Origin of the sequence: Streptomyces sp. NBC_01591 (assembly GCF_035918155.1) — a bacterium.
GTDB lineage: Bacteria > Actinomycetota > Actinomycetes > Streptomycetales > Streptomycetaceae > Streptomyces.
The window spans coordinates 1,236,645-1,259,965 of the sequence record NZ_CP109328.1; the positions used below are offsets into that span (position 1 = coordinate 1,236,645).

Annotated in this window: 21 protein-coding genes and 7 pseudogenes; 19 read left to right on the forward strand and 9 right to left on the reverse strand. The window is 66.9% G+C overall.

The features are described 5' to 3' along the window. Window positions 1-102: 102 nt before the first annotated feature. The 5 genes and pseudogenes from OG978_RS47200 to OG978_RS47220 all read left to right on the forward strand — a co-directional run bounded on the left by OG978_RS47200 (window position 103) and on the right by OG978_RS47220 (window position 3,260). Window positions 103-1,281, forward strand: coding sequence for a peptidoglycan-binding protein (locus OG978_RS47200; RefSeq protein WP_326763257.1), 1,179 nt, complete (start codon window positions 103-105; stop codon window positions 1,279-1,281). 55 nt (window positions 1,282-1,336) lie between these two features. After that, window positions 1,337-1,591: a DUF6332 family protein gene (locus OG978_RS47205; RefSeq protein ID WP_326763256.1), complete on the forward strand. Its 255-nt coding sequence runs from the start codon at window positions 1,337-1,339 to the stop codon at window positions 1,589-1,591. A 382-nt stretch (window positions 1,592-1,973) separates the two neighbouring features. Beyond that, window positions 1,974-2,321, forward strand: a pseudogene (locus OG978_RS47210) (Tn3 family transposase); the annotation flags it as partial. Window positions 2,322-2,498: 177 nt separating this feature from the next. After that, a pseudogene (locus OG978_RS47215) lies at window positions 2,499-2,628 on the forward strand (5-methyltetrahydropteroyltriglutamate--homocysteine methyltransferase); the annotation flags it as partial. A gap of 209 nt (window positions 2,629-2,837) precedes the next feature. Continuing rightward, the gene (locus OG978_RS47220) at window positions 2,838-3,260 is read left to right on the forward strand and encodes an RICIN domain-containing protein (protein WP_266767452.1); all 423 of its coding nucleotides are present in this window, start codon (window positions 2,838-2,840) and stop codon (window positions 3,258-3,260) included. A 221-nt stretch (window positions 3,261-3,481) separates the two neighbouring features. Here OG978_RS47220 and OG978_RS47225 read toward each other — a convergent pair whose 3' ends face one another. Beyond that, the gene (locus tag OG978_RS47225) at window positions 3,482-4,612 is read right to left on the reverse strand and encodes an alpha/beta hydrolase family protein (protein ID WP_326763255.1); all 1,131 of its coding nucleotides are present in this window, start codon (window positions 4,610-4,612) and stop codon (window positions 3,482-3,484) included. A 117-nt stretch (window positions 4,613-4,729) separates the two neighbouring features. On the opposite strand from OG978_RS47225, the gene OG978_RS47230 reads away from it, so the two are divergent. The 9 genes and pseudogenes from OG978_RS47230 to OG978_RS47270 all read left to right on the forward strand — a co-directional run bounded on the left by OG978_RS47230 (window position 4,730) and on the right by OG978_RS47270 (window position 10,295). After that, window positions 4,730-4,918, forward strand: a complete 189-nt coding sequence (locus OG978_RS47230; RefSeq protein ID WP_326763254.1) for a hypothetical protein — start codon at window positions 4,730-4,732, stop codon at window positions 4,916-4,918. Window positions 4,919-5,321: 403 nt separating this feature from the next. After that, a pseudogene (locus tag OG978_RS47235) lies at window positions 5,322-5,549 on the forward strand (transposase family protein); the annotation flags it as partial. Further along, window positions 5,519-5,905, forward strand: a pseudogene (locus OG978_RS47240) (hypothetical protein); the annotation flags it as partial. The pseudogenes OG978_RS47235 and OG978_RS47240, both read left to right, overlap by 31 nt. Window positions 5,906-5,948: 43 nt before the next feature. After that, on the forward strand, window positions 5,949-6,494 hold the full coding sequence (locus OG978_RS47245) for an ISAs1 family transposase (protein WP_326763253.1): 546 nt from the start codon (window positions 5,949-5,951) through the stop codon (window positions 6,492-6,494). Between the two features lie 94 nt (window positions 6,495-6,588). Then, window positions 6,589-7,227, forward strand: a complete 639-nt coding sequence (locus OG978_RS47250) for a GrpB family protein (protein ID WP_326763252.1) — start codon at window positions 6,589-6,591, stop codon at window positions 7,225-7,227. After that, window positions 7,224-8,474: an MFS transporter gene (locus OG978_RS47255; protein WP_326763251.1), complete on the forward strand. Its 1,251-nt coding sequence runs from the start codon at window positions 7,224-7,226 to the stop codon at window positions 8,472-8,474. Before OG978_RS47250 ends, OG978_RS47255 begins: the two co-directional genes overlap by 4 nt. A gap of 503 nt (window positions 8,475-8,977) precedes the next feature. Beyond that, entirely contained in the window at window positions 8,978-9,148 is a 171-nt protein-coding gene (locus OG978_RS47260; protein ID WP_326763250.1) for a hypothetical protein, read from the forward strand. Between the two features lie 182 nt (window positions 9,149-9,330). After that, a complete protein-coding gene (locus OG978_RS47265; protein ID WP_326763249.1) occupies window positions 9,331-9,528 on the forward strand; it encodes a hypothetical protein in 198 nt (65 codons plus the stop codon). Between the two features lie 47 nt (window positions 9,529-9,575). Continuing rightward, complete coding sequence (locus OG978_RS47270) at window positions 9,576-10,295, forward strand: IS6 family transposase (RefSeq protein ID WP_326763248.1); 720 nt, start codon at window positions 9,576-9,578, stop codon at window positions 10,293-10,295. Window positions 10,296-10,640: 345 nt separating this feature from the next. Here OG978_RS47270 and OG978_RS47275 read toward each other — a convergent pair whose 3' ends face one another. Continuing rightward, complete coding sequence (locus OG978_RS47275; protein WP_326763247.1) at window positions 10,641-13,664, reverse strand: NACHT domain-containing protein; 3,024 nt, start codon at window positions 13,662-13,664, stop codon at window positions 10,641-10,643. Window positions 13,665-13,678: 14 nt separating this feature from the next. Between OG978_RS47275 and OG978_RS47280 the strand changes: the two genes are divergently transcribed. Together OG978_RS47280 and OG978_RS47285 are read left to right on the forward strand one after the other, a co-directional pair. After that, the gene (locus OG978_RS47280) at window positions 13,679-13,888 is read left to right on the forward strand and encodes a hypothetical protein (RefSeq protein ID WP_326763246.1); all 210 of its coding nucleotides are present in this window, start codon (window positions 13,679-13,681) and stop codon (window positions 13,886-13,888) included. 96 nt (window positions 13,889-13,984) lie between these two features. Then, window positions 13,985-14,248, forward strand: a pseudogene (locus tag OG978_RS47285) (helix-turn-helix domain-containing protein); the annotation flags it as partial. Between the two features lie 12 nt (window positions 14,249-14,260). Here OG978_RS47285 and OG978_RS48780 read toward each other — a convergent pair. Further along, a pseudogene (locus tag OG978_RS48780) lies at window positions 14,261-14,387 on the reverse strand (DUF4259 domain-containing protein); the annotation flags it as partial. A 39-nt stretch (window positions 14,388-14,426) separates the two neighbouring features. On the opposite strand from OG978_RS48780, the gene OG978_RS47290 reads away from it, so the two are divergent. Next, the gene (locus tag OG978_RS47290) at window positions 14,427-14,975 is read left to right on the forward strand and encodes a hypothetical protein (RefSeq protein WP_326763245.1); all 549 of its coding nucleotides are present in this window, start codon (window positions 14,427-14,429) and stop codon (window positions 14,973-14,975) included. 165 nt (window positions 14,976-15,140) lie between these two features. On the opposite strand, the gene OG978_RS48785 is transcribed toward OG978_RS47290, so the two are convergent. The 5 genes and pseudogenes from OG978_RS48785 to OG978_RS47310 all read right to left on the reverse strand — a co-directional run bounded on the left by OG978_RS48785 (window position 15,141) and on the right by OG978_RS47310 (window position 21,099). Beyond that, complete coding sequence (locus tag OG978_RS48785; protein WP_442817627.1) at window positions 15,141-15,497, reverse strand: helix-turn-helix domain-containing protein; 357 nt, start codon at window positions 15,495-15,497, stop codon at window positions 15,141-15,143. A 266-nt stretch (window positions 15,498-15,763) separates the two neighbouring features. Beyond that, window positions 15,764-16,552, reverse strand: a complete 789-nt coding sequence (locus OG978_RS47295; RefSeq protein WP_326763244.1) for a hypothetical protein — start codon at window positions 16,550-16,552, stop codon at window positions 15,764-15,766. Window positions 16,553-16,716: 164 nt separating this feature from the next. Next, window positions 16,717-17,520 (reverse strand): annotated as a pseudogene (locus OG978_RS47300) (TniB family NTP-binding protein); the annotation flags it as partial. A gap of 391 nt (window positions 17,521-17,911) precedes the next feature. Next, window positions 17,912-20,272, reverse strand: coding sequence for a hypothetical protein (locus tag OG978_RS47305; protein ID WP_326763243.1), 2,361 nt, complete (start codon window positions 20,270-20,272; stop codon window positions 17,912-17,914). Further along, window positions 20,269-21,099 carry a hypothetical protein gene (locus OG978_RS47310; protein ID WP_326763242.1) on the reverse strand — a complete coding sequence of 277 codons (831 nt, stop codon included), beginning with the start codon at window positions 21,097-21,099 and terminating at the stop codon, window positions 20,269-20,271. Before OG978_RS47310 ends, OG978_RS47305 begins: the two co-directional genes overlap by 4 nt. A gap of 129 nt (window positions 21,100-21,228) precedes the next feature. On the opposite strand from OG978_RS47310, the gene OG978_RS47315 reads away from it, so the two are divergent. Continuing rightward, the gene (locus OG978_RS47315) at window positions 21,229-21,498 is read left to right on the forward strand and encodes a hypothetical protein (protein WP_326763241.1); all 270 of its coding nucleotides are present in this window, start codon (window positions 21,229-21,231) and stop codon (window positions 21,496-21,498) included. A 46-nt stretch (window positions 21,499-21,544) separates the two neighbouring features. On the opposite strand, the gene OG978_RS47320 is transcribed toward OG978_RS47315, so the two are convergent. Continuing rightward, window positions 21,545-22,084, reverse strand: a complete 540-nt coding sequence (locus OG978_RS47320) for a hypothetical protein (protein ID WP_326763240.1) — start codon at window positions 22,082-22,084, stop codon at window positions 21,545-21,547. Between the two features lie 230 nt (window positions 22,085-22,314). On the opposite strand from OG978_RS47320, the gene OG978_RS47325 reads away from it, so the two are divergent. Next, window positions 22,315-23,211 carry a trypsin-like peptidase domain-containing protein gene (locus OG978_RS47325; protein ID WP_442817626.1) on the forward strand — a complete coding sequence of 299 codons (897 nt, stop codon included), beginning with the start codon at window positions 22,315-22,317 and terminating at the stop codon, window positions 23,209-23,211. Window positions 23,212-23,321: the final 110 nt, after the last annotated feature.

A 23,321-nucleotide genomic window follows, 5' to 3' on the forward strand; every position in this document is an offset into this window, starting at 1 on the left:
TCCAGCCGTACTGCGCCGTCCCGGCCGTCCCACAAGGCCCCTGACCTGCGAAAAGGAACGGCTCTGGAACACGACGATCACATCGGCACCAGGGGGAGACCTGTGCAACCCAACCAAGGCGACAATTCACCCGCACAGCCACTGCCGGAAGTCACCGCACTGCTCCAGGCACTACGGCAGGTCAAGACATCCAAGAACCTCTCCCTGGACGCCTTCACCCACGACACCGGCTACTCACGCTCCTCGTGGAACCGGGTCCTCAAAGGCACCGCGTTCCCACCCCGGGCAGCCGTGGAACGACTCTGCTCCCGCCGCGGCCTGGACAAGAACACCCTGCTCGGCCTCTGGGACACCGCCGACCAGGCCCGCCGCGCCGCAGACACCCAGGACGAAGCACCGTCCGAAGCAGCGCACGTTCCGGCACCGGCGGACTCCGCACCAGGCGTACCGGACCCCACACCGCCGACAGCCCTTGCACCGGACCCCACACCACCGACAGCAGCCCCAGACCCCACACCGTCGGCAGCCGCGGACCCCGTGCCGCCGACAGTCCCGGACACCGTTCCTGGCACCGCAGCTCCGAAACCCGCAGCGGCCACCCCGGCTCCCGCACCATCCACGCCCGGCCCGGCCGAACCGGCAAGGCCGGCCGCTGCTCCCCGAAGCAGGATCAAAATCCTCGCGCTGATCGCCGCTGCCCTCGCCGCGCTGCTGCTGGTCGGACGCTGGTACTCGGTCCACGAGACGAAGGACTCCGCCGTCTCCCAGCCCGAGACCGGCGGCGACAACCGCCCCGGCGACGACCAACCAGTGGCCGACGAAACCCCCGTGCCCCCGAAGAGCAGCACCGCACCGACCAAGACTCCGCCGGACGACGAGAAGAAGGACAAGGACCAGGACTCCACGGGCGAGGAGGACACGAACACGAAGCCACCGCGCCCCAGCAGTTCAGCCAAGGACCAGGCCTCTTCCCCGGCCTCTGCTTCTGCCTCTCCCAGTACGGCCGCCTCGCCCGGCGCCGCCGGCCGCGCCAGCTGCCGCTACAACTGGGACCGCACCCAGGTCATGGCTAAGGGCATGGTCGGCTCGAAGGTGAAGCAGATCCAGTGCCTGCTGAACTCCAACTACGACTACACACTCACCGTCGACGGCAAGTTCGGAGAAAGTACCGACGTCGCCGTACGTGCCGTGCAGAGCTGTAGCGGTCTCAATCCCGACGGCCAGGTCGGACCCCAGACCTGGAAGTACCTCGACACCCCCATGTCCGGCTGCGGCCACTGAGCCAGGTGCTGTTCGGTCCAGGCGCAATGGCTTGACGTGATGTGAGACTTGCAGCATGGATATGGGGCGTGAGTCGCGGTGGGAAAAGGACGCAATGACGGTGGAGATCGTTTTTGCTCTGGTGACTGCCGTCGTGCTGGCTGCGGCGGTCTTTGCCGTCGCTCTGGCTCTCGCACTGGCTTTTGGCGTCTCTGGTCCAGCGGGGAAGGGCGCGTTGGTGGGGGGTGCGCTGCTCGGAGCGGCGGCCGGAGTGTGGCGTCTGGTCCGGGTGCTGCGCCGGTTCGACGCACAGCGCCGTAAAGGTCACTGACCGCAGGCCTCCTCCTTGAGGTCGGTAGCCCACCGGCGGTTGTTCCAGCATGTGGTGCCGGAGGCACCCCCCGCGGCCTCAGGGTGGCGGTCGGCGTCGGCATGGCGACCGTGCCCTGGGCCCGCCGATGTCCCGGAGCCGGAATCTCCTGCGGCACCTGTTGCGTCATGCCCCGCGGGTTCTCCTGCGGTATCTGTTGCGCCCTCTCACCAAGGCGTCGGGTGTTTGTGCAGGTCACCATGCCTGTAGGGGCGTGGTCGGGGTGCTGGCATCCCCTCTGCGCACCCCCTGCTGCCCGAACTGCCGAAAGAGAAAGGGGTGGGGGTGGGGCGGGCGGGAGCGCCTCGGGGATCGGCGGCCGGCCAGTCTGTTCGGCCGCGAGGGGCACCCCACACCGCTGGGGGCGGCGTTCGCCGAGTACGGGCGCATCGACAAGACCATGCACCTGCTCGCCCTGGTCGACCCGGTGGACGACACCTACCGGCGCCTGATGAACCGGCAGCTCACCGTCCAGGAGTCACGCCACCGCCTGGCCCGCGCGATCTGCCACGGTGGCCGCGGGCAGATCCGCCAGGCGTACCGGGACGGCCAGGAGGACCAGCTCGCCCTCGGACTCGTCCTCAACGCCGTCGTGCTGTGGAACACCCGCTACCTGGACGCCGCCGTCGCCCAGCTCCGCGCGGAGGGCCACGACATCAAGGACGAGGACATGGCCTGGGAGTCTTCGCTTCTTTGTCTGGGGTGGTTCTCGGTTCGGTGTCCGGTCTTGGGTGCTGTGGGCCGGGCTGATTCGGTTTGTTTCATTGGGGTGTTGAGCGCTGATGACCGGGCGATGATGTTGGACAAGTCGTGAGGATTAGCTGGTCACTGGGTGAGGATTACCTGGTCAGGGGAGTGAGAGCTCCCACTGGGCACCTGCTGTGACCCGGGCTTCGCTTCCCTTCGCGGACGACACCTCCACCTCATGGGAGACGGCGTTCGCCAAGATCGAGGACCGTCTGCAGGGCACCGAACTGGCCGCCCAGGCCATCGGGCTGGTAACCACGCCCGGAGCCGGGCGTTTCGCGCCGCCTTGCCCGATCGACTGCTGGAGTCCGGCTGTCGGGAACCGACGGCTGTTCGAGCCGGCCGATTATCCCGAGCCCTCACAGGGCGCTTTCTGGTCATACAGCTTGTTGATCACGACGGAGGCGGGGCAGTGATCGTTATGCCGGTGGTCGAATTGATCACTGAACGAGGAGAACTCATGGCCGTTTTCACTGCCGCTCTGGTGGCCCGTCACAGCGACAAGCTCGTGTCCGTCACCGCCTCGGGGACCGAGGACGGCGCCGAGGTCGTCCAGTGGACCGACAAGAACAAGCCCAACCAGCACTGGAACCTGGTGGCGACGACGGGTGGCTACTACAACGTGATTGCCGTGCACAGCGGAAAGGCCCTGTCGGTCACCGCCTCGGACACCGAGGACGGCGGGACCGTCGTCCAGTGGACCAACAAGGGCAAGCCCAACCAGGAGTGGAAGCTCGTCCAGAAGGACGACGGGTACTTCTCCCTGGAGGCACGCCACAGCGGCAAGCTCCTGTCCGTCGTCGGCGAGGACACCGCGGACGGTGCCAAGCTCGTCCAGTGGACCGACAAGAACAAGCCCAACCAGCATTTCCGCCTCGGCTGAGCCACGCCTTCGGAGCCCCTGCCGGAAAGCACCCCGGCGGGGGCCCCGCTGCGAAATGGGCTCTTGGACGGAGTGGTCGCCGCGACTACGAGTGGGGCGGGAGTGAACGAAGCCACCGCGTCACGCCCACCGGCTGCGGCCAGCGCTTTCAGGTGAACCTGGCATTCGTGAAAACGGGCTCGACAGGAGCGATGCGGGCCACCCAATCCCGTCTCGGGTCACTAGCTGCTGACCGGTGACCAGGTGGGTACGTTGTTGGCGGCCCCGAGGAGATGGTGGTCGAGCCAGGCGAAGGCTTCGTCGAGTGTCGGGGCGGTGTCGCTGAGCGGGACGGTCAGCCCGGCGTGTTCAGGTGCGGGCCGGCTGCCGTTCTGCAGGCTCAGTCGCTTGGGCACGGTGAGCTGCTCGAAGTGCTTGGTGATCTGCCTGAGCGGGAACAGCGCATCGCTCCCGGCGTGGGAGATGAACGTCGCGGTGCCACGGGCATTGGTTTGCCCGACGTAGGAGAACGCAGCCCGCTGCATCGCCCACGAGGCGACATCGTCGGGGTTTTCTCCGGCCTGGAGGTCCGCGAGGATCTGCTGCGTGTCCTCATCGAACTTGTGCTTCACCGGTCCGCCGGTGAAGTTGGTCAGGTCGGCGACCGCGGCGAGGTGTCCGCGGTCGTTCTGGTGGCCGGCGACCAGGTCCTCCCACGTGCTCAGCGCGACGACGGCGTCCACACGGGCGCCAGGATCGTGCGCCGCGACGAGCTGGCTGATGAGCCCGCCGTAGGCCCTGCCGAAGAAGGCGATACGGCTCGGGTTGAAGTGCTGTTGAGCGTAGTCGATCACGGTCGAGCCGTCGGCCCAGTCCAGGGGGCCGGCCACGTCGATCGTCCCTCCGGAGGTGCACGGGCCGTCCATGTACCCGCCGCCGTGCACGTCTGCCGTAAGCCCGAGCCCGCGGGGGGTGTAGGCCAGCACGTGGTAGCCGCGCAGCGCCAGCTTGAGATACGTGTGCTCGAACAGGGGCCAGCCGGCAGGCGTCCAGTCGGACGGCACGATCACCACCGGCCGGGGCTCTGGGGCATTGAGCTTGATGGTGTGTGCCGACAACCGGATCCCGTCGGCGGAGGTGATGCGGGGGAAGCCGATGGTGGCCTTCTGCCGCACCTGCTCCGTGAGCCGCTGGAGGTCATCGGTCAGCAGCGGCTTTTCCGCCGCGCCTTGCAGCGTGGCGATCAGCGCATGGCCCACATTGACGGCTTTCGGGTCGAGCGAAGTCGGTGTCGCGAAGACACCCTGCTTCGCGATCCGGGCCACGTCTGCCGCGGTGACCGTGGTGGTCGCCTCGTCCTGTTCAACGCTCATGGAACATGCCCTCTCGATTCCGTCGACCGGATGCACTGAGCAGGCCGACGGGGCTTTCCGCCGGACAGCCCGACGTCTTCCAGATCATTTCTCGCTCTGCAAGAGCCTGACCAGGGCGTGCAGGGGGACACGACAGCGCACCCACGTCCACCGCGCGCCCCCACCCAGGACCAATGGGCAAGCGCTCCCCACCGCGGCTTCTGCGAAGTCGCGGGGATCGGCGGCGGCCCGGCGCTCCTGACCGACTGGATGGCCGCACGCCGCATGGACGTGGTGATCCTCTCCGAGGACGGCCCCGACTGGTGACCGACCGCTTCCACTGGCCCCGCGCTACCAGCCCCGGGGCTGGGGCGATGAACTGCGCCGCCGCCTGCACAACGCGGGCCTCTCCGTATGGGAACTCGCCGACCTCCTCGGCGTCCACGAGCACGACGTCACCATGGACGCCCTGCCTAACCAGCCGCTGCACGTCGTCCTCGAACTCGCCCGGCGCCTGGACCTCCACCCCGCCGACCTCACGCCGTACGCCAGGGGCATTGCATAGTCGCGATCGGTCCGGTTCGTCTGCCTCATGCGTGACGTGGCGTCATGTCCCGGCCTGGTCTGAGATGCCCCCGGGAAGCAGAGCAGGCACGGTGCCGGTGATCATGTGGTTGTCGAAGACCCATGAGAACCGAGCGAGACCGTGCCTGCCCGGACATCATCGCCCATGCCCGCCGGGCTGGGGAATCTGGCCCTCCCGAACCTCTGCGCCACTACGCAGGACGCCGCTGACCTGCGACGCTTCCTAGTCTGGGTGCCCGATCCGCGTGGCCTGCGAGGACGACGGTATCCGCTGCTCCCCCTGTTGTGCGCGGCCGCGGCAGCCGTCCTGACCGGTGCCCGGTCTCTCATCGCGATCGGTGAATGGATCGGCGATGCCCCGCAGCCCGTCCTGGGTGTGCTCGGCTTCCCGGCCGACCGTTCACCGGCATCCGGCCGGCGCCGCACGCCGCCACCGTCCGTCGCCTGCTCCAACGCGTCGACGGCGACGCGCTGGATGCGGCCATCGGTGCTTACCTCCAGGCCAGAACGCCACGGCCGGAAGAGTCCGAGCCGCCGCCGAAGCCGGCTCTGCGGGCGATCGCGGTCGACGGCAAGACAGTCCGCGGCTCCCGCACCGCCACGACCACTGCGGTCCAGCTGCTGGCCGCGATGGACCACCACGGCGTGGTCCTGGCCCAGCGTCAGGTCGCCTCCAAGAGCAACGAGATTCCATCTTTCCAGCCACTTTTGGACACCATCAACGTGGAGAACACCGTGCTGACCGGCGACGCCCTGCACACCCAACACAGCCATGGTGCGTACCTCCGCCGACGACTACCTGGCCATCGTGAAGAAGAACCACCCCGGACTGTATGCGCAGGTCACCAAGCTGCCCTGGGCCGAGATCCCGCTGGACCACCGCACCCGGGACCGGGCCCACCACCGCGACGAGATCCGTCGGATCAAGGTCGTCGCCTTCCACCACCTCGGCTATCCCGGCGCCCGCCAGGCCATCCAGATCGTCCGGTGGCGGCGCGAGCTGAGCACCGGGAAACTGACCACCGAGCGCGTCTACGTGATCACCAGCCTCGACGTCTTCGACGCGACACCGGCCCAACTCGCCACCTGGATCAGAGGCCACTGGGGCATCGAGAACCGCCTGCACCACGTCCGCGACCGCACCTTTTGCGAGGACGACTCCAAGGTCCGCACCGGCCACCTGCCCCGCACCATGGCCGGCCTGCGCAACCTCGCCATCAGCGTCTTCCGCCAGAACGGCGAGACCAACATCGCCGCCGCCCTCCGCCGCACCAGCCGCGACTACCACCGGCCGCTGTCGACCCTCGGCCTCACGTGATCAACCCGGACAGATCGCGATCAGGCAACGGCCCTGGCTAACTACCCTCTAGCCTATTGGAGTTGACAAGCGAACCGAACAAGGACGAAATGTCATGATGCCACAGGAACGTCAAGAGCAGGAGATCCCCCGCGTCTCGATGACTGACGAGGAGATCGAAGCGGCGAACCTGAAGACGCCCCCCCTACTCAACAGCAACATCAAGCTGATGGAGTACACGCCGGAATGGGCCGCCGCGTTCGCGGAGGAGGCCCGCCGGATGAGCGACGAGCTGGGCGCGCTGCCACACCGGATCGAACACACAGGGTCCACCTCGGTACCCGGGTTGCCCGCCAAACCGGTCATCGACATCCTGCTGATCGTTCCCGACTCCGCCGACGAATCCGCCTACGTGCCCAGCCTGGCTCCCCTCGGTTACGCGCTCGCGGTCCGGGAGCCCGATTGGTATGAGCACCGCGTCCTGCGCAAGCCCGACCTCGCGCCCAGTGCCGAATCAGCCAATCTGCACGTGCTCTCCACCGGCTGCCCCGAGATTCAGCGCATGATCCTTTTCCGCGACTGGCTGCGCGCCCACACGAACGATCGCGACCTCTACGCCCGAACCAAAAGGGACCTCGCACAGCGGACATGGACGTACATGCAGCACTACGCCGACGCGAAGAGCGAAGTCATCGCGGACATCCTCGAACGTGCCATGAGAGCTGAACCTCCCAGCGCCCATGGCAGCTCATGAAAGGTGATCTCAGCCTGCTGCGGGAGCGGAATTTCCTCCTGTTCTTCCTCGCCCGCACATCGTCCCTGACGGGCAACGTCATCGCACCGCTGGGCCTCGCCTTCGCCGTGCTGGCCTTGCCTGACGGCTCCCCGTCCCAACTCGGACTACTGCTGGGGACCCGCACAGTCGCTCAGCTCGGTCTGATTCTGCTGGGCGGAGTCCTCGCGGACCGGTTCCCCCGCCAGCGTCTGATCATCGTGGGGGAGACCGCCGCCGGATGCTCCCAAGCGCTCACCGCCGCCCTGTTTCTGCACGGCAGCGTGCCGATGAACCTTCTGATCGTCCTCGCCGCCGTCAACGGCGCGTCCTCCGCTGTCAGCCAACCAGCCGCCACCGCGCTCGTACCCCAGCTCGTCGACGCCGAACGCATTCAGCCTGCGAATGCGTTGCTGCGCCTAGCGGCCAACCTCTCGCGTATCGGAGGCGTGTTCGCCGGCGGAGTACTCGTCGCGGCCGTCGCGCCTGGCTGGGCCTTGGCGGCCGACGCCGCCACCTACTTCCTGTCCGCCGTGCTGCTGATGTTCAGCCGCCCTCGTACGGCATCGCGGGCACTCACCGCGACAGAGGCGCCGACCAGTCTCCTCAGCGAACTGCGCAGCGGCTGGACAGAGTTCTCCTCCCTGCGCTGGATGTGGCCGGTCGTAGGCCAGTTCGCCATCGTCAACGCCTCCTTCGGAGGAGCCATCATGGTGTTGGGCCCGGCGGTGGCCAAGCAGGAGCTGGGCGGGGCGGTCGCCTGGTCGGTCGTTCTCGGCGCCCACTCGGCCGGTTTCGTCCTCGGCAGCCTGATCGCGATCCGCATCCGTCCCCGTTACCCCCTGCGTACGGGCGTTTTCGTCACCTTCGGCTTCTTCCCGGCCTACCTGTTCCTCGCCGGGGGCTCCCCAACCTGGCTGATCGCCACCAGCATGCTGGTGGCTGGCATCTGCATTGATGTGTTCGAGGTCCTGTGGAGAACCACGGTCCACACTCATGTTCCCGAGCAGTCCATGTCCCGGATCAGCTCATATGACTCGCTGGTCTCCTTTATCTGCACGCCCCTGGGCCTCGCCGTGGCAGGCCCGGTGGCTGCTCACATCGGCATAGCCGAAACACTCCTGCTCAGCGGTGTACTCGTCCTCCTGGCCAGCACCATCCCTCTCCTCCTCTCGGCCGTCCGCAACCTCCCGGCTCGTTGCACTGTCCCGGAGCATGTACCCGAATAAGAGCTCGCAGAGGATCAATATGCCTTGACCACCCCACAGCTGGTCATCAGCGACGCCGCTTCAGCCCACCCGAAACGGCGAGGTTAGCTGTGGTCGGCCAGGGCCCAGGTCGTTGCCTGATCGCCGACAACCACATGATCACCGGCACCGTGCCTGCTCTGCTTCCCGGGGGCATCTCAGACCAGGCCGGGACATGACGCCACGTCACGCATGAGGCAGACGAACCGGACCGATCGCGACTATGCAATGCCCCTGCGCCGTACGCCGAGGCCGTCTACCGCCTGCCCCGCTACCGAGACGCCGAGCACCCGCCCGAGGACCCCGGCGCCGACGATCGTTATCTAGGTCTGTCAACTATCCCTAGAAGTCAGGTCGTTGCTTGCTTGTCAGGCAAGTAAGGCAAGTTAGGTGTCCTCCCCGGCTAACTCGAAGGACATGGGGGTGAGCCCAACTGACGGACTGCGGCCCCGTAACCGTCTGCCAGCCTCGTAGTTACATCCGCTATGAACACCACACACCGCATCATCGGGGCCGTGGCCCTGTCCCTCGGCGCACTGGCCGCCACCGCACCCGCGCACGCTGACGACGGCTCCAACGGCCCTGCCTACCTGCGGATCGACGCGTCCGATGTAGCGGGCTACTGGGACGCCATCGTCGATTCGCCGCCGGAGTAGCAGAAAGGAATCTCCCGCACGATGGTCAACGACAACCCCCGCTGACTATCAACCGGTCAAAACCGTTCAGGCCCCCGCGCGAATCCGCCGGGGCCTGAGCCCTGTGCGCCGGGCGAGTAGCGTGGTTCCCATGCGACTGACGTTGCCCTTGCCGAAAACGTCATCCATTGAGGTCATGCGGCATGTCGGTACTCGTGGAGAATGCCGCCGAGGCGATCGCGGCGGCGTATGTCGAGGCGGGCGATCTCGTCCGGAACAGTGATCGGCGTGGGCAATGGATACAGCGGGCGGGCATTCGCGATGCCCTGATGCGGCCGATGGGAGTTGTAGAACTGTTCGATCGCGCGCAAGGCGTGGAGCGGCACTGTCACGTTGACTGACCGGCCTGGGATGATCTTCTGGTTGGTCGTGCTGGGAGGGGGCGTCCGTGGACAGCGCGCCGCCGTCGTACAGGGGGCACCGGTACCCGGTGGAGATCATTGCGCACTGCGTGTGGCTGTGCTTCCGTTTCCTGCTGTCGTTCCGCGAGGTCGAGGAGCTGATGCTCGAGCGCGGCGTGATCGTCTCCCACGAGACGGTCCGCCGCTGGTGTACGAAGTTCGGGCAGGCCTACGCCAACGGCCTGGGCCGCCGGCGTGTGCAGCCGGGCGACAAGTGGCACCTGGACGAGGTCTTCCTCAGGATCAACGGTGAGCTGAAGTACCTGTGGCGGGCCGTCGACGCCGATGGCAACGTGCTCGACATTTTGGTCCAGAACCGGCGGGACACCGCTGCGGCCAGGCGGTTCTTCCGCAAACTGCTCAAGAAGACCTGCTCGGTGCCGAGGGTGGTTGTCACCGACAAGCTGCGCTCCTACGGCGCGGCCCACCGCGAGGTCATGCCCTCCGTCGAGCATCGCTCCCACAAGGGTCTGAACAACCGGGCCGAGAACAGTCATCAGCCGACGAGGCAGCGCGAACGCGCGATGAAGGGCTTCCGCAGTACCGGCGGGGCCCAGCGGTTCCTGTCCGCGTTCAGCGGCATCTCACCGCACTTCCGACCACGCCGCCACCTGATGACCGCCACCGAATACCACACCGAGACGACCACCCGCTTCGCCATCTGGGACGAGATCACCGGCGCCACCGACCAGCCCATCGCAGCGTAAGCCAAGCCCCCCCACCCGACCCCTACACACCCTGACACGCCCTCAATCGATCAACACCGCACCAACGTGACAACGCCGGCGTCAATACCCGAACCAAGAAGATCATGCGGCAGATGCGCGGCCGAGCAGGATTCGACCTCCTCCGTCACCGCATCCTCCTGCAATAAGGAGAACGCACCGTCACCACCGACGAACAGAGCCGCTCGTTTGACAGACCCCTACCAAGCACGAAACTCGCGCGCCCTCTCACGAGGCCAGGGCAGGCTCGTCACCGCTGGCCGACTATCTGCTCAGCCTCTATCTGCACGACATCGGCGTGGTCCTGGACGAGGCTGTGCGAACACCTCAACTGCTTGCTGTCCGCGGTCGCGGGTACAGCCTGACTGCGTCTGGGGCGAATTTTCCGAGACCGACGACATTGCTTGCGTAGCTGATGGAGATCTGGATTCCCTCGATATGGCTCAGTGGAGTGATGTCAATCATGGAAGTTCGTGCCGAGCGACAGTTAATGAAGAAGCTTTCGAGATTTGGGAAGAGGTCCGGGACTAGATCCAGCTGTATTTCTGAATTTGGGAGAAGGCGGAGATAGGTGATGCTGGGCATTGGGGCGGCGTGGTTGAGGTCGTATTCTGAAATGCACAGCTCAGTCAGGCGGGGGAGCGTGGAAAGTTCTTGCCACTCTCCGCTGCTGGGTGCGGCGTTAATTACTAACTCCTGCAGTTGCTGCCACCTGGAGATGCCGGCCAAGCGTGTGCCGACCCAGCCGCCAAGCTCTAGCCGCGTCAGACCTTTGGGTGCTGGCAGTTCCGCCAGGGTTTCCCAGGGCAGACGCGTGTAGAGGGTAAGATTGGTTATTTTGGGCAGGGAATCCAATGCGTCAAAGGAGAATTCGTCCGGTAAGTGAAGGAGGCTCAAATTGAGCAACGGAAGTCCTGCAAGTTCTTCTATCTCTGTGATTTGGGTGCATTCGGAGATGGTTAGTTCCTTTAGGGCTGGCAATCCGCGAGCGAAATTTAAGTCTTGGAGTAATTGGCCGGAGTAGATCCGCAGAGTTTCGGTGTGTTCAGGTGAGAGGTGTTCGACGATCTCGCCTGCGGTGAACTTCCCTCGGAAGGCGACGTTGGTGATGGGTTTCAGGAGTCGCAGCGCGTTCAGCTGATCAGCGGTGTGTACTTCCAGAAACAGACGTTCCTGATCCGGAAGGGGGAGCAGTAAGTCGCGGGCGTATTGATCAGCCTCGAAGTGCTCCCAGCGCCGGAATAGCGCGGAGGGCGTTGCGTCAGAAGGCATGGACTGTACGAAGCGGTAGAGGAAGGCGTAGGCCTGGTCGCCGCCGATGGCGGCTGCAGTTTCGATGACGGGACCCACTTCATCGTCTTCCAGGCCTTGGGGCCCCGGCAGCAGCTCCAAGACGCCCGGCCCCAGCGCGGCAAGCGCCTCCGCCTCCTCCGCGGAGCGGGGAGGCATCAGGACACGCGCACGCTGTTCGACCAGTCTGCGAGTGTCGGGCTCGATTTCGGTCGCGTAGTACAGGCTGGCTGCCGCCAGGAGGTGGAGCCTGGGACGGTGCTGGTTCTCAGCATCACCGCGTTCGACGAGGCGCCGTAGCAGATCGGCGCTTTCGACTGGCCTGGCGTGGGTGGCAGCCATGCGTACGACGTCCTCCCACTGGTCATCGTGGGCGTTGTTGACCAGGAGTGGGAAGTCGTGGGCTTCGATGGCGGCCTTGGCCCCGAGGTAGTCCTGGAAAGTGCGGTGCACGAAGTCGATGGTGTCCATGGTGGGCTGGCGCAGGAGCCCGCTGCGTCCAACCAGGTGAGTCAGAACCTGGTCGGCAGTGCCTTGCTCGGCCACGGCCTGCATGGCCGGCAGCGCGTCACTGACTAGGGCCAGCGCGGTTGCCCGGCCCATCTCTGTCTGGCGGTTGCGGATGAGCCAGTAGGCCAGACGCTGAAGAAGCTGGACGTTCTGGTGCTCGGTGAGCTGAATGCCCTCTGGGACGTCGATGCTGCGCTCAAGGTCACGGCGCACGAGGAGCATCGACAGTGCTGCCTCGTAGAGCTCCATACGACTATGAGGCAGATGACCGCGGCGGTCCCGGTGCAGCGCACAGATAAGCGCACACATCAGGGGAGTGCTGGACAACTGTGCCAGGTCACGCTGAGCACGTACCGTCACCAGGAGCACTGCTTCGAGATCACGCAGCTGCGAGCGTTCGGTGTCGGTCGCCGCACTGTGCCGGGCAGCGGTATGCCACCGACCGACGAACATGCCCGTGTCAGCGGCACTCATGGGCCGTACGGACAATTCGGTGAAGCGCGACGAAGCCAGCCAACCTTCGGGAACCGCTGACGGCCGGGTGGTGACCACAAAGTATGCGTCCTTGTAGGCCGCCAAGAGCTGTTCAAGCCAGTCCCGTGTGGCAGCCCGATCCTCCTGGGGGACTTCGTCGATGCCGTCGACCAGGACCAGGGCCTCACCTCTGGCGAGCACGCCATCGGCCCATCCCTCAGGCTGGGAGCTGGCCAGAGGTGTTCCGACCGCAGAGAGGAACTCATGTGGCTCCGGAAGGGGCCCACGCCGCACCAGTGTGCGCAGCGGCAGGACGAACGGAATCTTCCCCCGCCAGTCCGCCAGTTCATCCGGCAGCTCATCGCGCGCTGTGGCGACAGCCAACCACTGCAGCAGCGTTGTCTTTCCGCTGCCGGCGAGCCCTCGCAGAAGTACCCGTCGACAGCTGGCCAACGCGTTCTCTGCACGCTTCACCACAACGGATGGCCGGTCCGCCTCCTCGCTACTCGAAGGCCAACTCTCTGGCTGCTCCGCCAGTTCCAAGCTCAAGTACGCCGCGTCCAGCGGCCAGTGTGCACGTTCTGGCCGGCTCAGGTCCAGCCCTACGACAGTCAGCCGGGAATGCCGCTCCGCGACGTAGCTGAGGTACCGCTCCTCGAACGAAGGCTGCACCGTCGGCCGCACCGACCTACGAAGCACTCTTCTCGGAGAGCCCTCCCCCACCTGCGGCATGCACGCGGCGGCGCGGCGTAAGGCCAGCAACGGGACTACCTCCGTACCCAGCGCCTTAGCCAAGATCACCAGCGTGGCCTCGGATGGCACCTTATGACCGCTCAGCGCTTGGCTGACCGTTGTTCGCCCTAGCCCTGTCCGCTGCTGCAGCCCAGCCATCTGCAGGCCTCGCTGTGTCTTAAGGGTGCGCAGCCGCAGCGCGAGCTCCGCCAACGGATCCTCGTGCACCTCCTCCATGTCCTGCTTCTCCTCTCTTGGGCGACCGTCTTCATTCATCTTTGTTCGGCCTGAACCCCTGTGAACACCAAAACCGCGAAGTTCATCGAAGTCGCCGTCGTCAACCACCTCGGGAAGAAGGCATGAACACCTCCACCAACCACCTGATGCTCCTGGTCCTCCTCCTCTCGGTCGTCGCGCTTTTCTGCACGCTCGTCGGAGCCGCAGCCGGCCTGCTCGCTCGCATCGACGGAGCCACCTACGCCACCGCCCTGTTGCGTGGTGCCGTGGCCTTCGCAGGCAGCGCCACCCTGTCCCTGGCGCTGCTGACCTTCGTCCTCACGGCGTTGTGAACCGAGTGCCAGGTTGACCGCCCACTTTGCATCTTGCGTCCGTTTCACAGGCCGCTCGTTCTCCTCGGCTGGTGTGATCTTGATGGTGTTTTCCAGGATCCGGTCCGTAAGGGCCGCCCGTGGTCTCTTCCCCTGGAGGACCGGGTGCTGCTCGTGGCGGCCCACTGCCGCACGAACTTGACGTTGCGTCAACTTGCTTCGCCTTTCGGCGTTCCGAAGTCCGCAGCCGACCGCATCAGCGACGACCTCGGCCCGTCACTCGCGCTGCATCCCCGCAAGCGGTTCGCGAAGGACACCGTGCTCATCGTGGACGGCACCCTGGTGCCCACCCGCGACCACGCGATCGCCGAGCAGTCCAAGACTCCTTGGTGAGGATCCGGTCGAGCGCCTCCACCGCCAGGGGCCGCAGATCCGCCGAGAGCGCGGGCAGGGGCTCCTTCGGGGCGTACGAGGTGGTCACCGGGTCACCCCCCGGGCGCTGCGCCGCGAGCAGCGCACTGACAACGGCCTGTCGGTGCCGTGTGCTTGGATCGCCGCCATGACGAAGGACGACGACATCCAGCAGGCCCCGGAGGGCTCCGCCGAGCTGTGGATCGGGGCGGTGCCCTCCCTCGGGCCCGGTGGGCGTGATGTGCTTCTGGGGCTCGGTTCGCACGCCGACGAGCCCGGAGCCCGGCTGGCGCGGCTTCTTCTCGACCGGGGGCACGAGGGTGAGGAGGGCGTTTTCTATCTGCTGCCGGAGGATCTGGCCGCCCGCTACGAGCGGACCGGTGACCGGCTCGCGGTGACGCTCCTCGCCCGCCGGGACGTCCTCGCTCACAGCCTCCGGGCGCGCCCGGAGGAGGGGCGCGTACTGTCCGGAGCACTGCCCTCCGATCCGCTCGACGCCGACCGGGTCGTCCTGCTCCGCCGCGAGCTGACCACCGGCTTCGTCCCCGTCGAGCAGGGCGGGGAGTTCCAGCCGGTCCTCCTCGTCGACCACACCGCCGGTCCGGATGCCGGGCCCGAGGAGCTGATCGCCTTGTTCGAGGAGGGCGAGGCGGGCATCGCCGTACTCAACGCGGAACTGCTGCCGGACCGGGCCTGACGTTCCAGTGCAGGACGGTTCGGTCGGGGCCGAAATGTCCCGTCGGTAGCGTGCCGAACGCAGCCCGCCGGCGGCGAACCGGCCCCGCCGGGAGCGGTCACCGGAGGATGTCGTGGCGGTCCCGGCGGAAAGTCGCACCGGACCGTCGACGGGCCCACGACGGCTTCAATGATCGAAGACATTGGCCAGCCGTCCTTCGATAGGAGCCCTGCCTCGGGAAACGGCACGGTCGGTGAGAAGGCATAGCTGTGCCGGGGTGAGTCCGGCAAGGTCGCGGAAGTCGCGGTTCATGTGTGCCTGGTCGTAGTAGCCACACACAGCCGCCCGGTCAGCCAGCGACCTGCAGGCACCAGTCGGTAAGGTGAGCGCCCGTTGAAACCGCAGTATTCGGCTGGCGGTTCGCGACGGCAGTCCGATCTGCTCGCGGAGCAGCACCTGGAGCCGCCGACTGCCGCGGCCCGTGGCAGCGGCCAATTCTTTGGCGGATACCTGTCCGTGGCCGGCGCGCAGCCGACTCCACACCTCGGCAACTGTGACGGAGCAGTGATGTTCAGGGGGTTGGGCTGCTTTGGTCTGGTGTTCCGTCTTTGGAGTGGGACTCGGGACGGCTGAAGTGGCTGTGTTCGGGTGTGATGGGTGTGGCCTGGGATCGCGTTCGGTTTGGTTGTTCGGGCGTTTGGCCTGCGGTCCGGTGGCTGTGTGGGAATGATCTTGGGTTTCCCGTTGATGTAGTGGTGCGTCTATAGGCGGCTGCGTTCTATCCGGGCTTCAAAGCGCGGTTTGGCTGGTCAGTGGTGTGTGTGGGTGAGGAAGATACGGAGGGGGTCGTTCGCGCTGGGGGTCAGGTGGGTGAGGTTCAACCGGTGAGCGATGAGGCCGAGGGCGTCGTTGGTGGTGCGGTGTGGCCGGTTCGGCAGGGTGGCGAGTGCGCGGGTGAGGGCGACGGTTTCCGGGTAGATCACCAGGTCGCGCGCGAGGAGTGCGGGGGAGGCGCTGCCCGTGGTGGCCAGGTGGGGGTTGCCCGCGCAGAGTCGGGTCAGGCGGGTGTGCCAGCGGTGGGTGAGATGTTGCTGGTGGTCGTACCAGCGGGTGGTGATGGCGCGTGCCGCGGTCCAGGCGGTAGCGGCGCCGGGATGTCGTAGCAGGCGCTGGTGGGCGTGGCGCGCGGCCGCGAGTTGGGGCACGGCCCACGTGTGGATGGGGGAGGCAAGCCGTGGGTCGGGGGCGGCTTGGTGGTGACGCGGGCACACCAGCCGGTGCGGCGGTGGGTGAACCCAGGCGGTGTCGGTGGTGCCGTGGCTGCGGTGGTGGGTGCACAGGGTGCAGGCGCGGACGGGCTGCTGTGCGGCGTTGAGCCGCTTCCAGCGTGCGGCGGCCTCGGCGCTGGGGGCGGTGTCGTTGAGGGCGGGGCGGGGCAAGGCACGCAGGAGGTTGGGGAGTGGGACCCGGGCGAGGGCAGCGAGGTGCCGGGCCGCGTTGTGGTTGAGGTGGAGTTCGGCTGCCGGCAGTGTGCCGTGGCCGTGGAGGGCGATACCAGCCCCGTCGAGGAGCTGGGGCAGAGTCAGCTGATAGGACATAGCGATACGTTGGGCGTACGAGGCGGTCGCTTCGCCGGGCAGCGGCCGTACTCGGAACACGCCCGGCGCGGCTGCCGGGACCTGCAGCCATGCCCTTGCGGTGACGGCGCTGCACTGTGGGGCGCCGGCCTCTGCTACGGCACGGTCCGTAACGTCTGTCCGGCTCACAGGGTGCTGGCGCTGCGGCTTCGGGGCCGGGTGTGGGGTCGGTAGTGCTGTTCGGCGAGGTGGTCCAGGCGGATGGCTTCGAGGCTGGTTCTGGTGATGCGTTCGGTGCCGTCGAGTAGGGCAGCGATGGCGGCCTGGCGGATGAGGCGGGCGAGGCTGCTGATACGGCCGGCGGTGCGTTCGTGCAGGTACGGGGCCAGTTGGGGGAGAGTTCCGGGCCGGTGGTGGCGCAGGTCGAGCGCGCCTTCCATGGCGGTAATGAGGTCGCGGAAGGGTTCGCTCTCACCGAGGCGGGCGGGAAAGGCGGCGCAGTCGATGAGGGAAGCGCGTCCGGCGAGCTGCGCACCGCGCACCCCGGTGAACAGAGGTGTGGTGGTGACGTCGATTCCGGCGTAGACGAAGGTGGCGCCGATGCGTTCGGTGAGGTCTTTGATCAGGTCGGCGCTCTGGGCGCCGGTGGTGGTGCGGGGGTTGAGCCGGTGGACCTCGTCGATCATCACCAGCTGGACGCCGGCAGCGGTGTAGGTGTGGCAGACCGCGTTGGTGATCTGGACCTGGGACATGCCGGCGGCGACGGGGATGCCGAGGTAGCGGGCGAACTCGGTGGCCAGGGTCTTGGCGCTGGCGGCGGGCGGGACCAGGACGTAGGCGACAGGCACCTGCCCGGCTGTGGCTGTGGGGCCGTGGCGTCGGGTGTGGGCGAGGTGGCAGGCACGACCGACCTGGAGCAGCGCGGTGGTCTTCCCGGCGCCGGCGGGGCCGGTGACGATCAGGGACGGCCGTGCGGTGACTGCCTGGTGTGAGTTCTCATTTTTGTTGTAGCGGAGGTATGCCTCTGACCTGGGGTGTTGCAGGCGGATGAGACATGTCGTGGTCCTGTTCTGTCACGTCGTAAGGGTGTTTGACCTGTACTGCTGCAAGTTGAGTGAGAAGCCTGCAGATATGTTGAGAAATCTGATGCACGACCACCCCTTTCCTCTGCTCGCTTGCACGTGCCGGTGCGGCTGGGTTGGTTCGAGGCGGATGATGCACGCCCGCCGCCCACCCGGTTCCGGCTTCGCTGTGGAGCCGCGGGTGTGCGTCCTCGTGATCGGCAGGGAGCGGTGTCTGGCAGGGGTCTTGCTGGAGGGCGTGACGGAAGCCACGGGAACGCTGCGGACGCGGGGCCCGGGGCGGCGTTCTGGCCGTCTGTCAGTGGTCGATGTCGTCGAAAAGACTGCGCTGTTCTGGGATCGGTTGGCTGTTCTGTGGGGTCTCTCGTCGGTAGGGAAGAGGATCGGGAGCCCAGTCGCGGTGTGCTTCGTCCGGATCCTCGCGGATCTGTTGGTAGATGTCTTGTGCGCGGTCGAACTCACCGGCGGTGTCATCGTCCAGCCGTCGCTCGAAGGCTTGGCTGTACCAGAACAGCGCGTCGTCGACGGGGTCGTTGTCTGGGTCGCCGTTGAACTCCGAGGCCCAGTCGTATACCCGTTGTTCGAGGCGGGGAACGAGTTCACGGCATACGTGCTCGAACAGGTTCTCGCGTTCCTCTTCCGTGAGGAGGACGTGCCAGGCATGGTGCAAGTCGTTGTCTTCAATCCACGAGGCGTCGGGTGCCATGACGGCTAGGTCCGTCATACGTGCGATCGCCTGCTGCCGGATGTCTTCGGGGAGCAAACCGGCGCGGTGGAGGCGGGCCAGTACCCGCGAGCGGATGTCGTCGTTGGCCGGCGTGCCGAAGTCCATGAGCACCGAGTGGAGATCGGGATCTTCCATGAGGTAGGCGCGTAGGAAGCCGTCGCTGCTGTCCCGCGACAAGTAGGAGAAGACGCTCTGTCGACGCTCGTACTCCTCCTGCCAATCCCTCAGAGGACTGCGGCGATGTCGGCGCAACGCGGAGATCCGTTTGGCCGTCGCCTGGTACAGAGGCGGCGGGATACGCAGGAGAGTGCCCTGGCGCTGTTCGCTGCCGGTGGGCAGGCAGTCCGTGCGGGAGAGCAGGGCCCGGTCGGTCATGCCGGTGAGGACGATGGGCAGCAAGTGGGCCTGGGTGGTCAGCCAGGTGGCGAAGCCCTCCCGGAGAGTGGGGTGGTGGAATGACCAGTACGCCTGCCCGTCAAGGGCGGTCGCCTCGGTGAGGAAGGTGCCGGTCAGCGTGGTCATGGCCCGGCTGGCGGCGCCGGGGGCGGCGCCAGCCCGATCGATGATGTCGCGCTGGGCCGGATCGAGGGCGAGGGGGCTGGGCAGCCCCTTGTCCTGACCTGTGGCGTACACGAGGGCGAGGGCTGCGTGGGCGTGTACGTCCAGTTGGTCGTAGACATCGATCAGGAGCTGCCGGGGCCGGGCCATGAAGGACGTAATGCTCTCGCGGGTCAGGGACAGCCCCGTGGTGAATGCCTGGAGTCCGAGGCGCCGTGCGGCTTCGGGGCGGAACGGCTCGGCGTCGGCTGCGGCTTCGAGGTGCGGTTTCATCCGGCTGAGCACGTCCGCCGGCTGATCGCCCGCAGCGAGATGGTTGTAGAGGATCTGCTGCCGCTCCGTGCGGGCGAGGTCGGCGACATCGACGGTGACCTGCTGTTCGTGCAGCAGGGGGTAGGCATACGGTTTCAGCAGGGGCCGGGCCTCGTTGTAGATGTAGTTGCGGGAGGTCAGCACGACCCGGGCCCCGTTCTTCACGGCGCTCATCACGTGCGGCAGGTCCCGTGCCCAGGCGTGGGTGAGGATCTCCTCATGGCGGACGGCGCCGAAGGCGTCATCGAGCCAGAAGAACTGGTCCTTCTCGTGCGGGTTCCAGCGCTGTACCAGTTCGTCGGAGGTGCGCGGCTTGATGGCCACGCAGCTCCAGTTGTCGGCGGCGCTGATGGCCAGCATCAGGGCGATGACGGATTTGCCCACGGCCGGGTCGCCGAGCAGCAGTACGAAGCCGTGGTCGCGCAGTGCGCGGGCGGCCTTGCGGTAGGCGCTGGTGACGACGAACGTGGAGACCTGTTCCGGCGCGGACTTCATCAGCACTGAGGCCTGGGTGTAGGCGCGTTCGTCGAGAATCTGTGACAGGTCACCGAGTCCATAGACACGGGGGACGAACATCCGCAGCTCTCGATGTGAGGCGATCATGTCGCTCAGCCACTGCCCGTCGAGGACCAGGGGGTGTGCCACCCCGCAGGCGCGTAGTCGCCGCTGGATCTTTTCCTCGGACAGGCCGCTGACCCGGGCGTTGGTCAGCAGCACATAGGTCGCGCATACCCCGCGCTTAACCAAGGCACGGACCTTGGCGAATTCGTCCTCGAGTTCCGACGGGGCGAGTGTGGCATCCGCCTTCTTGGTGTGCTTGCACTGCAGCGCAAAGGGGCCCGGCGGCACATCCTGCACGCCTCCGGGCTCGTCGGGCGGTTGCCAGGTGCCGTAGAAGGCGCCGTCTCTGCCCCCGTCGTTGGAGTCCGCGAACGCCTGTACGGACTGTCCCCACACCTCCCGCAGCACAGCTGCGCACAGGTCCTGAAAGGCGCGCCAGCCCAGGGTGTGCAGGGCGAAGCGAGGCGACCCGGGGGCGATGGTTTCGCTCGTCCCCGTCATACGTCGTCCTTGTGGCCGTCATCGGTTGAGCCGTCGCTGAGCGTGGTGAGCGCCTCCCACATCTCCTCGTCGTCGTAGTCCGGTTCAACCAGGTCTGGGGTCAGGATGTTGCTGTCGGGATCCAGCTCCTCGGACTGGGCAACGACCTCGACCAGGAACTTCTGCGCGGCCTTCATGAGACCGGGGTCCCGTGTCCACAGCCCGAACTCCAGGCTGCGGCGGGAGCTTTCCGTGCCGTTGGCACTTCCCAGCCACAGCCGGCTGGGCCGGAAGCCGATGACATCGGCCACCCCGCCCAACCCGTCTTCGTCGTGCCGCCACAGCTCACCCAGCAGCAACATTTTGGTGTGCAGGATCGGAACGAGATGATCACCGGCCTTGCGGTAACCGAGGCTGCGTAGCGCAGGCAGCTGGATGTCCGGTGACGCAGAGCCGGGACCGAGTACAGGCGCCGCGCCGTCCTCATGGAGGCTCAGTCCCTCCAGATTGGGCAGCGCCCGAGCGGGGAAGCCGGCCGCGCCCTTCACCGCGTTGGCCACCTTGCGCAGTCTCTCCAGGGACCGTGGGCCCCTTGACTGTTTACTGACCACCACGCATGCGGACGGGAACCCGGCTATCCGGCGCAGCAGTTCAGTGTCGTCCACCCACAAGAACGCCCCGAGCATCCCGGCCCCAAGGCTGCGTGAGCGCCGCTGTTGCTCCAACTCGTTCCGGAACGTGTCGATCCCGTCGACGAGGCCGGCCAGCACATTCGTCCCGAACCGGGCGGGACCACCTTCCGCTGCGACCGCCTGCACGTTGAACTGGTGAGAAAACGACAGACTCACGACCCCTCCTATAACAGGAGCATTATGGCGTGCCGTCACAGACGGGTCGTACGGTCACCCCCACCCTCCCGTCGAGGCGCCCGGCCAGGCGGCAGCATGCCGTCGTCGCAGCTGCAGGGACAGACGTGAATGGCCACGGGAGGCACCCTGCTCGTCGACGAGGCCAGCGGCGTGATCTTCGTCGGCGAGGCGACCAGCCCGCCCCCGGACTCTCCGCTGACCGAGGCCTACTTCCAGCACGGTGTCAGCGTCCACCTCGCCGCCGGACGGAAGACACCGGCAGCATCAGCCACTTCCTGGGCATGTGGCACACGCACCCGCACTCCCCGGCACAGCCCAGCGCCACCGGCCGCGCCGGTGCTGCGATGTCACGCCGATGAACCTCGCCACGCCTGCTGAACAGGACCTGCGTGCGGGGCTGTCGCCACGGATGGCGCCGACGCCGTCAGCCGAGAGGCAGGTCGAGGTAGCGGGCGGCGTCGTGCAGGACATCGCGGGTGAGGGTTTCGGTGCGGTCGAGGATGGAGAGTTGGGCGGCCATACCGATCAGCGGGGTGAGGTGTTCCATGAGTCCGTCGGTGATGCGGTAGAGCTCTTCCTCGTGGTCCAGGAGGCTGCCGAGTTTGTGGTGCCGTAGCCGCAGCAGGCTGTCGAGGGTGGCCAGGGTGCCGGCCCATTCGTCGGGGTGTTCCGTGCAGCGAGGCGGGAGCCGGTTGACCCAGAGTGTGGGGACTGAGCGTGGCCGGATGGGGGCGGTAGCCTCGGTGAGGCGTCTGAGGGCGGGGAAGCGGGCGGCGCGGGCCTCACGCAGGATGTCGCTGGAGCCGATGCCGCTCCAGAAGACGGTCAGGCCCAGTTCGTCGGCGAGGTAGTCGAACGTCGGCTGCAGGTCCTCGGGCCGCAGCCGGTCGATTCCGTCGATCAGGCAGACCTCCGTACGGGCATGGCGCATCACGTGGACCGCAGGCCCGGTGAAGTCCTTCATGCGCTGTACGGGCCGTTGCTCGGTGTCCGGGCGGTACAGATCCCAGCCGAGGAAGACGGCCAGGGCCGCGGACCAGTCGGCGGATGTGCCGGGTTCGGGCGGGGCGTTGACGCAGACGACGGGGATGCGGCTGTCGTCGATGCCGTGGCCGCCGTCCCCACCATCTGGCAGGGGCTGCTCGCCGAGGTCACCGCCAACCCGCGCGACCTCGCAAGAAGTACGGCGCCGAGGTGGTCGGCCGGGCGCAGGGATACGACGTCGCCGTTCTGAAGCTGAAGAACCCGCCGTCGGGGCTCGCTCCGCTGGCCCTCGGCAATTCGGACGAGGTCGCGGTCGGCGATTCCACGATTGCCATCGGCGCCCCGTTCGGCCTGTCCAACACGGTCACCACGGGCATCATCAGCGCGAAGAACCGCCCGGTCGCCTCCGGTGACGGCTCCGGCGGCAGCAACTCGTACATGAGCGCCCTGCAGACCGACGCCTCGATCAACCCGGGCAACTCCGGCGGCCCGTTGCTCGATGCGCGCGGTGCGGTCATCGGCATCAACTCGGCCATCCAGTCGACCGGCAGCAGCGTCGGCCAGACCCAGGCGGGCTCCATCGGCCTCGGCTTCGCGATTCCGATCAACCAGGCGACGAACGTCGCCCAGCAGTTGATCAAGACCGGCAAGCCGGTCTACCCGGTGATCGGAGCCACGGTCAGCATGGACGAGAAGACCGGCGGCGCGGTCATCTCCGACCAGGGGGCGGACGGTACGGCAGCCGTGTCGAAGGACGGCCCCGCGGACCGGGCCGGCCTCAGGGCGGGCGATGTCATCACGAAGTTCAACGACACCGTGATCGACAGCGGCCCGACCCTGATCGGCGAGATCTGGACCCACAAGCCCGGCGACCGGGTGACGCTGACCTACCAGCGCGACGGCCGGACGGCAACGGCCGAGGTCACCCTCGGGGACCCCGGTCCCGAGTACGCGGCGAACCGGCACAATGTCGGCTTCATGGTGGCCGATTCTCGCGGCGTCCCTGGTGGGCCAGCCCGATGTGGTGCAGCAGGGTGCGTTTGCCAGTACCGCGGCAGTCGCTGTCGATGGCGACGTGCTGGCAGGGGTGGCGGCGTTCGCCGTTGAGGCGCAGCATCCGCCGTGCGGTCTTCATGCCTGTGGCGATGTCGGTGGTTTCGACGAGGCTGAGCTGGGCGTGGTAACGCACCCGGGGGTCGTCCTCGTCGACGGGCACG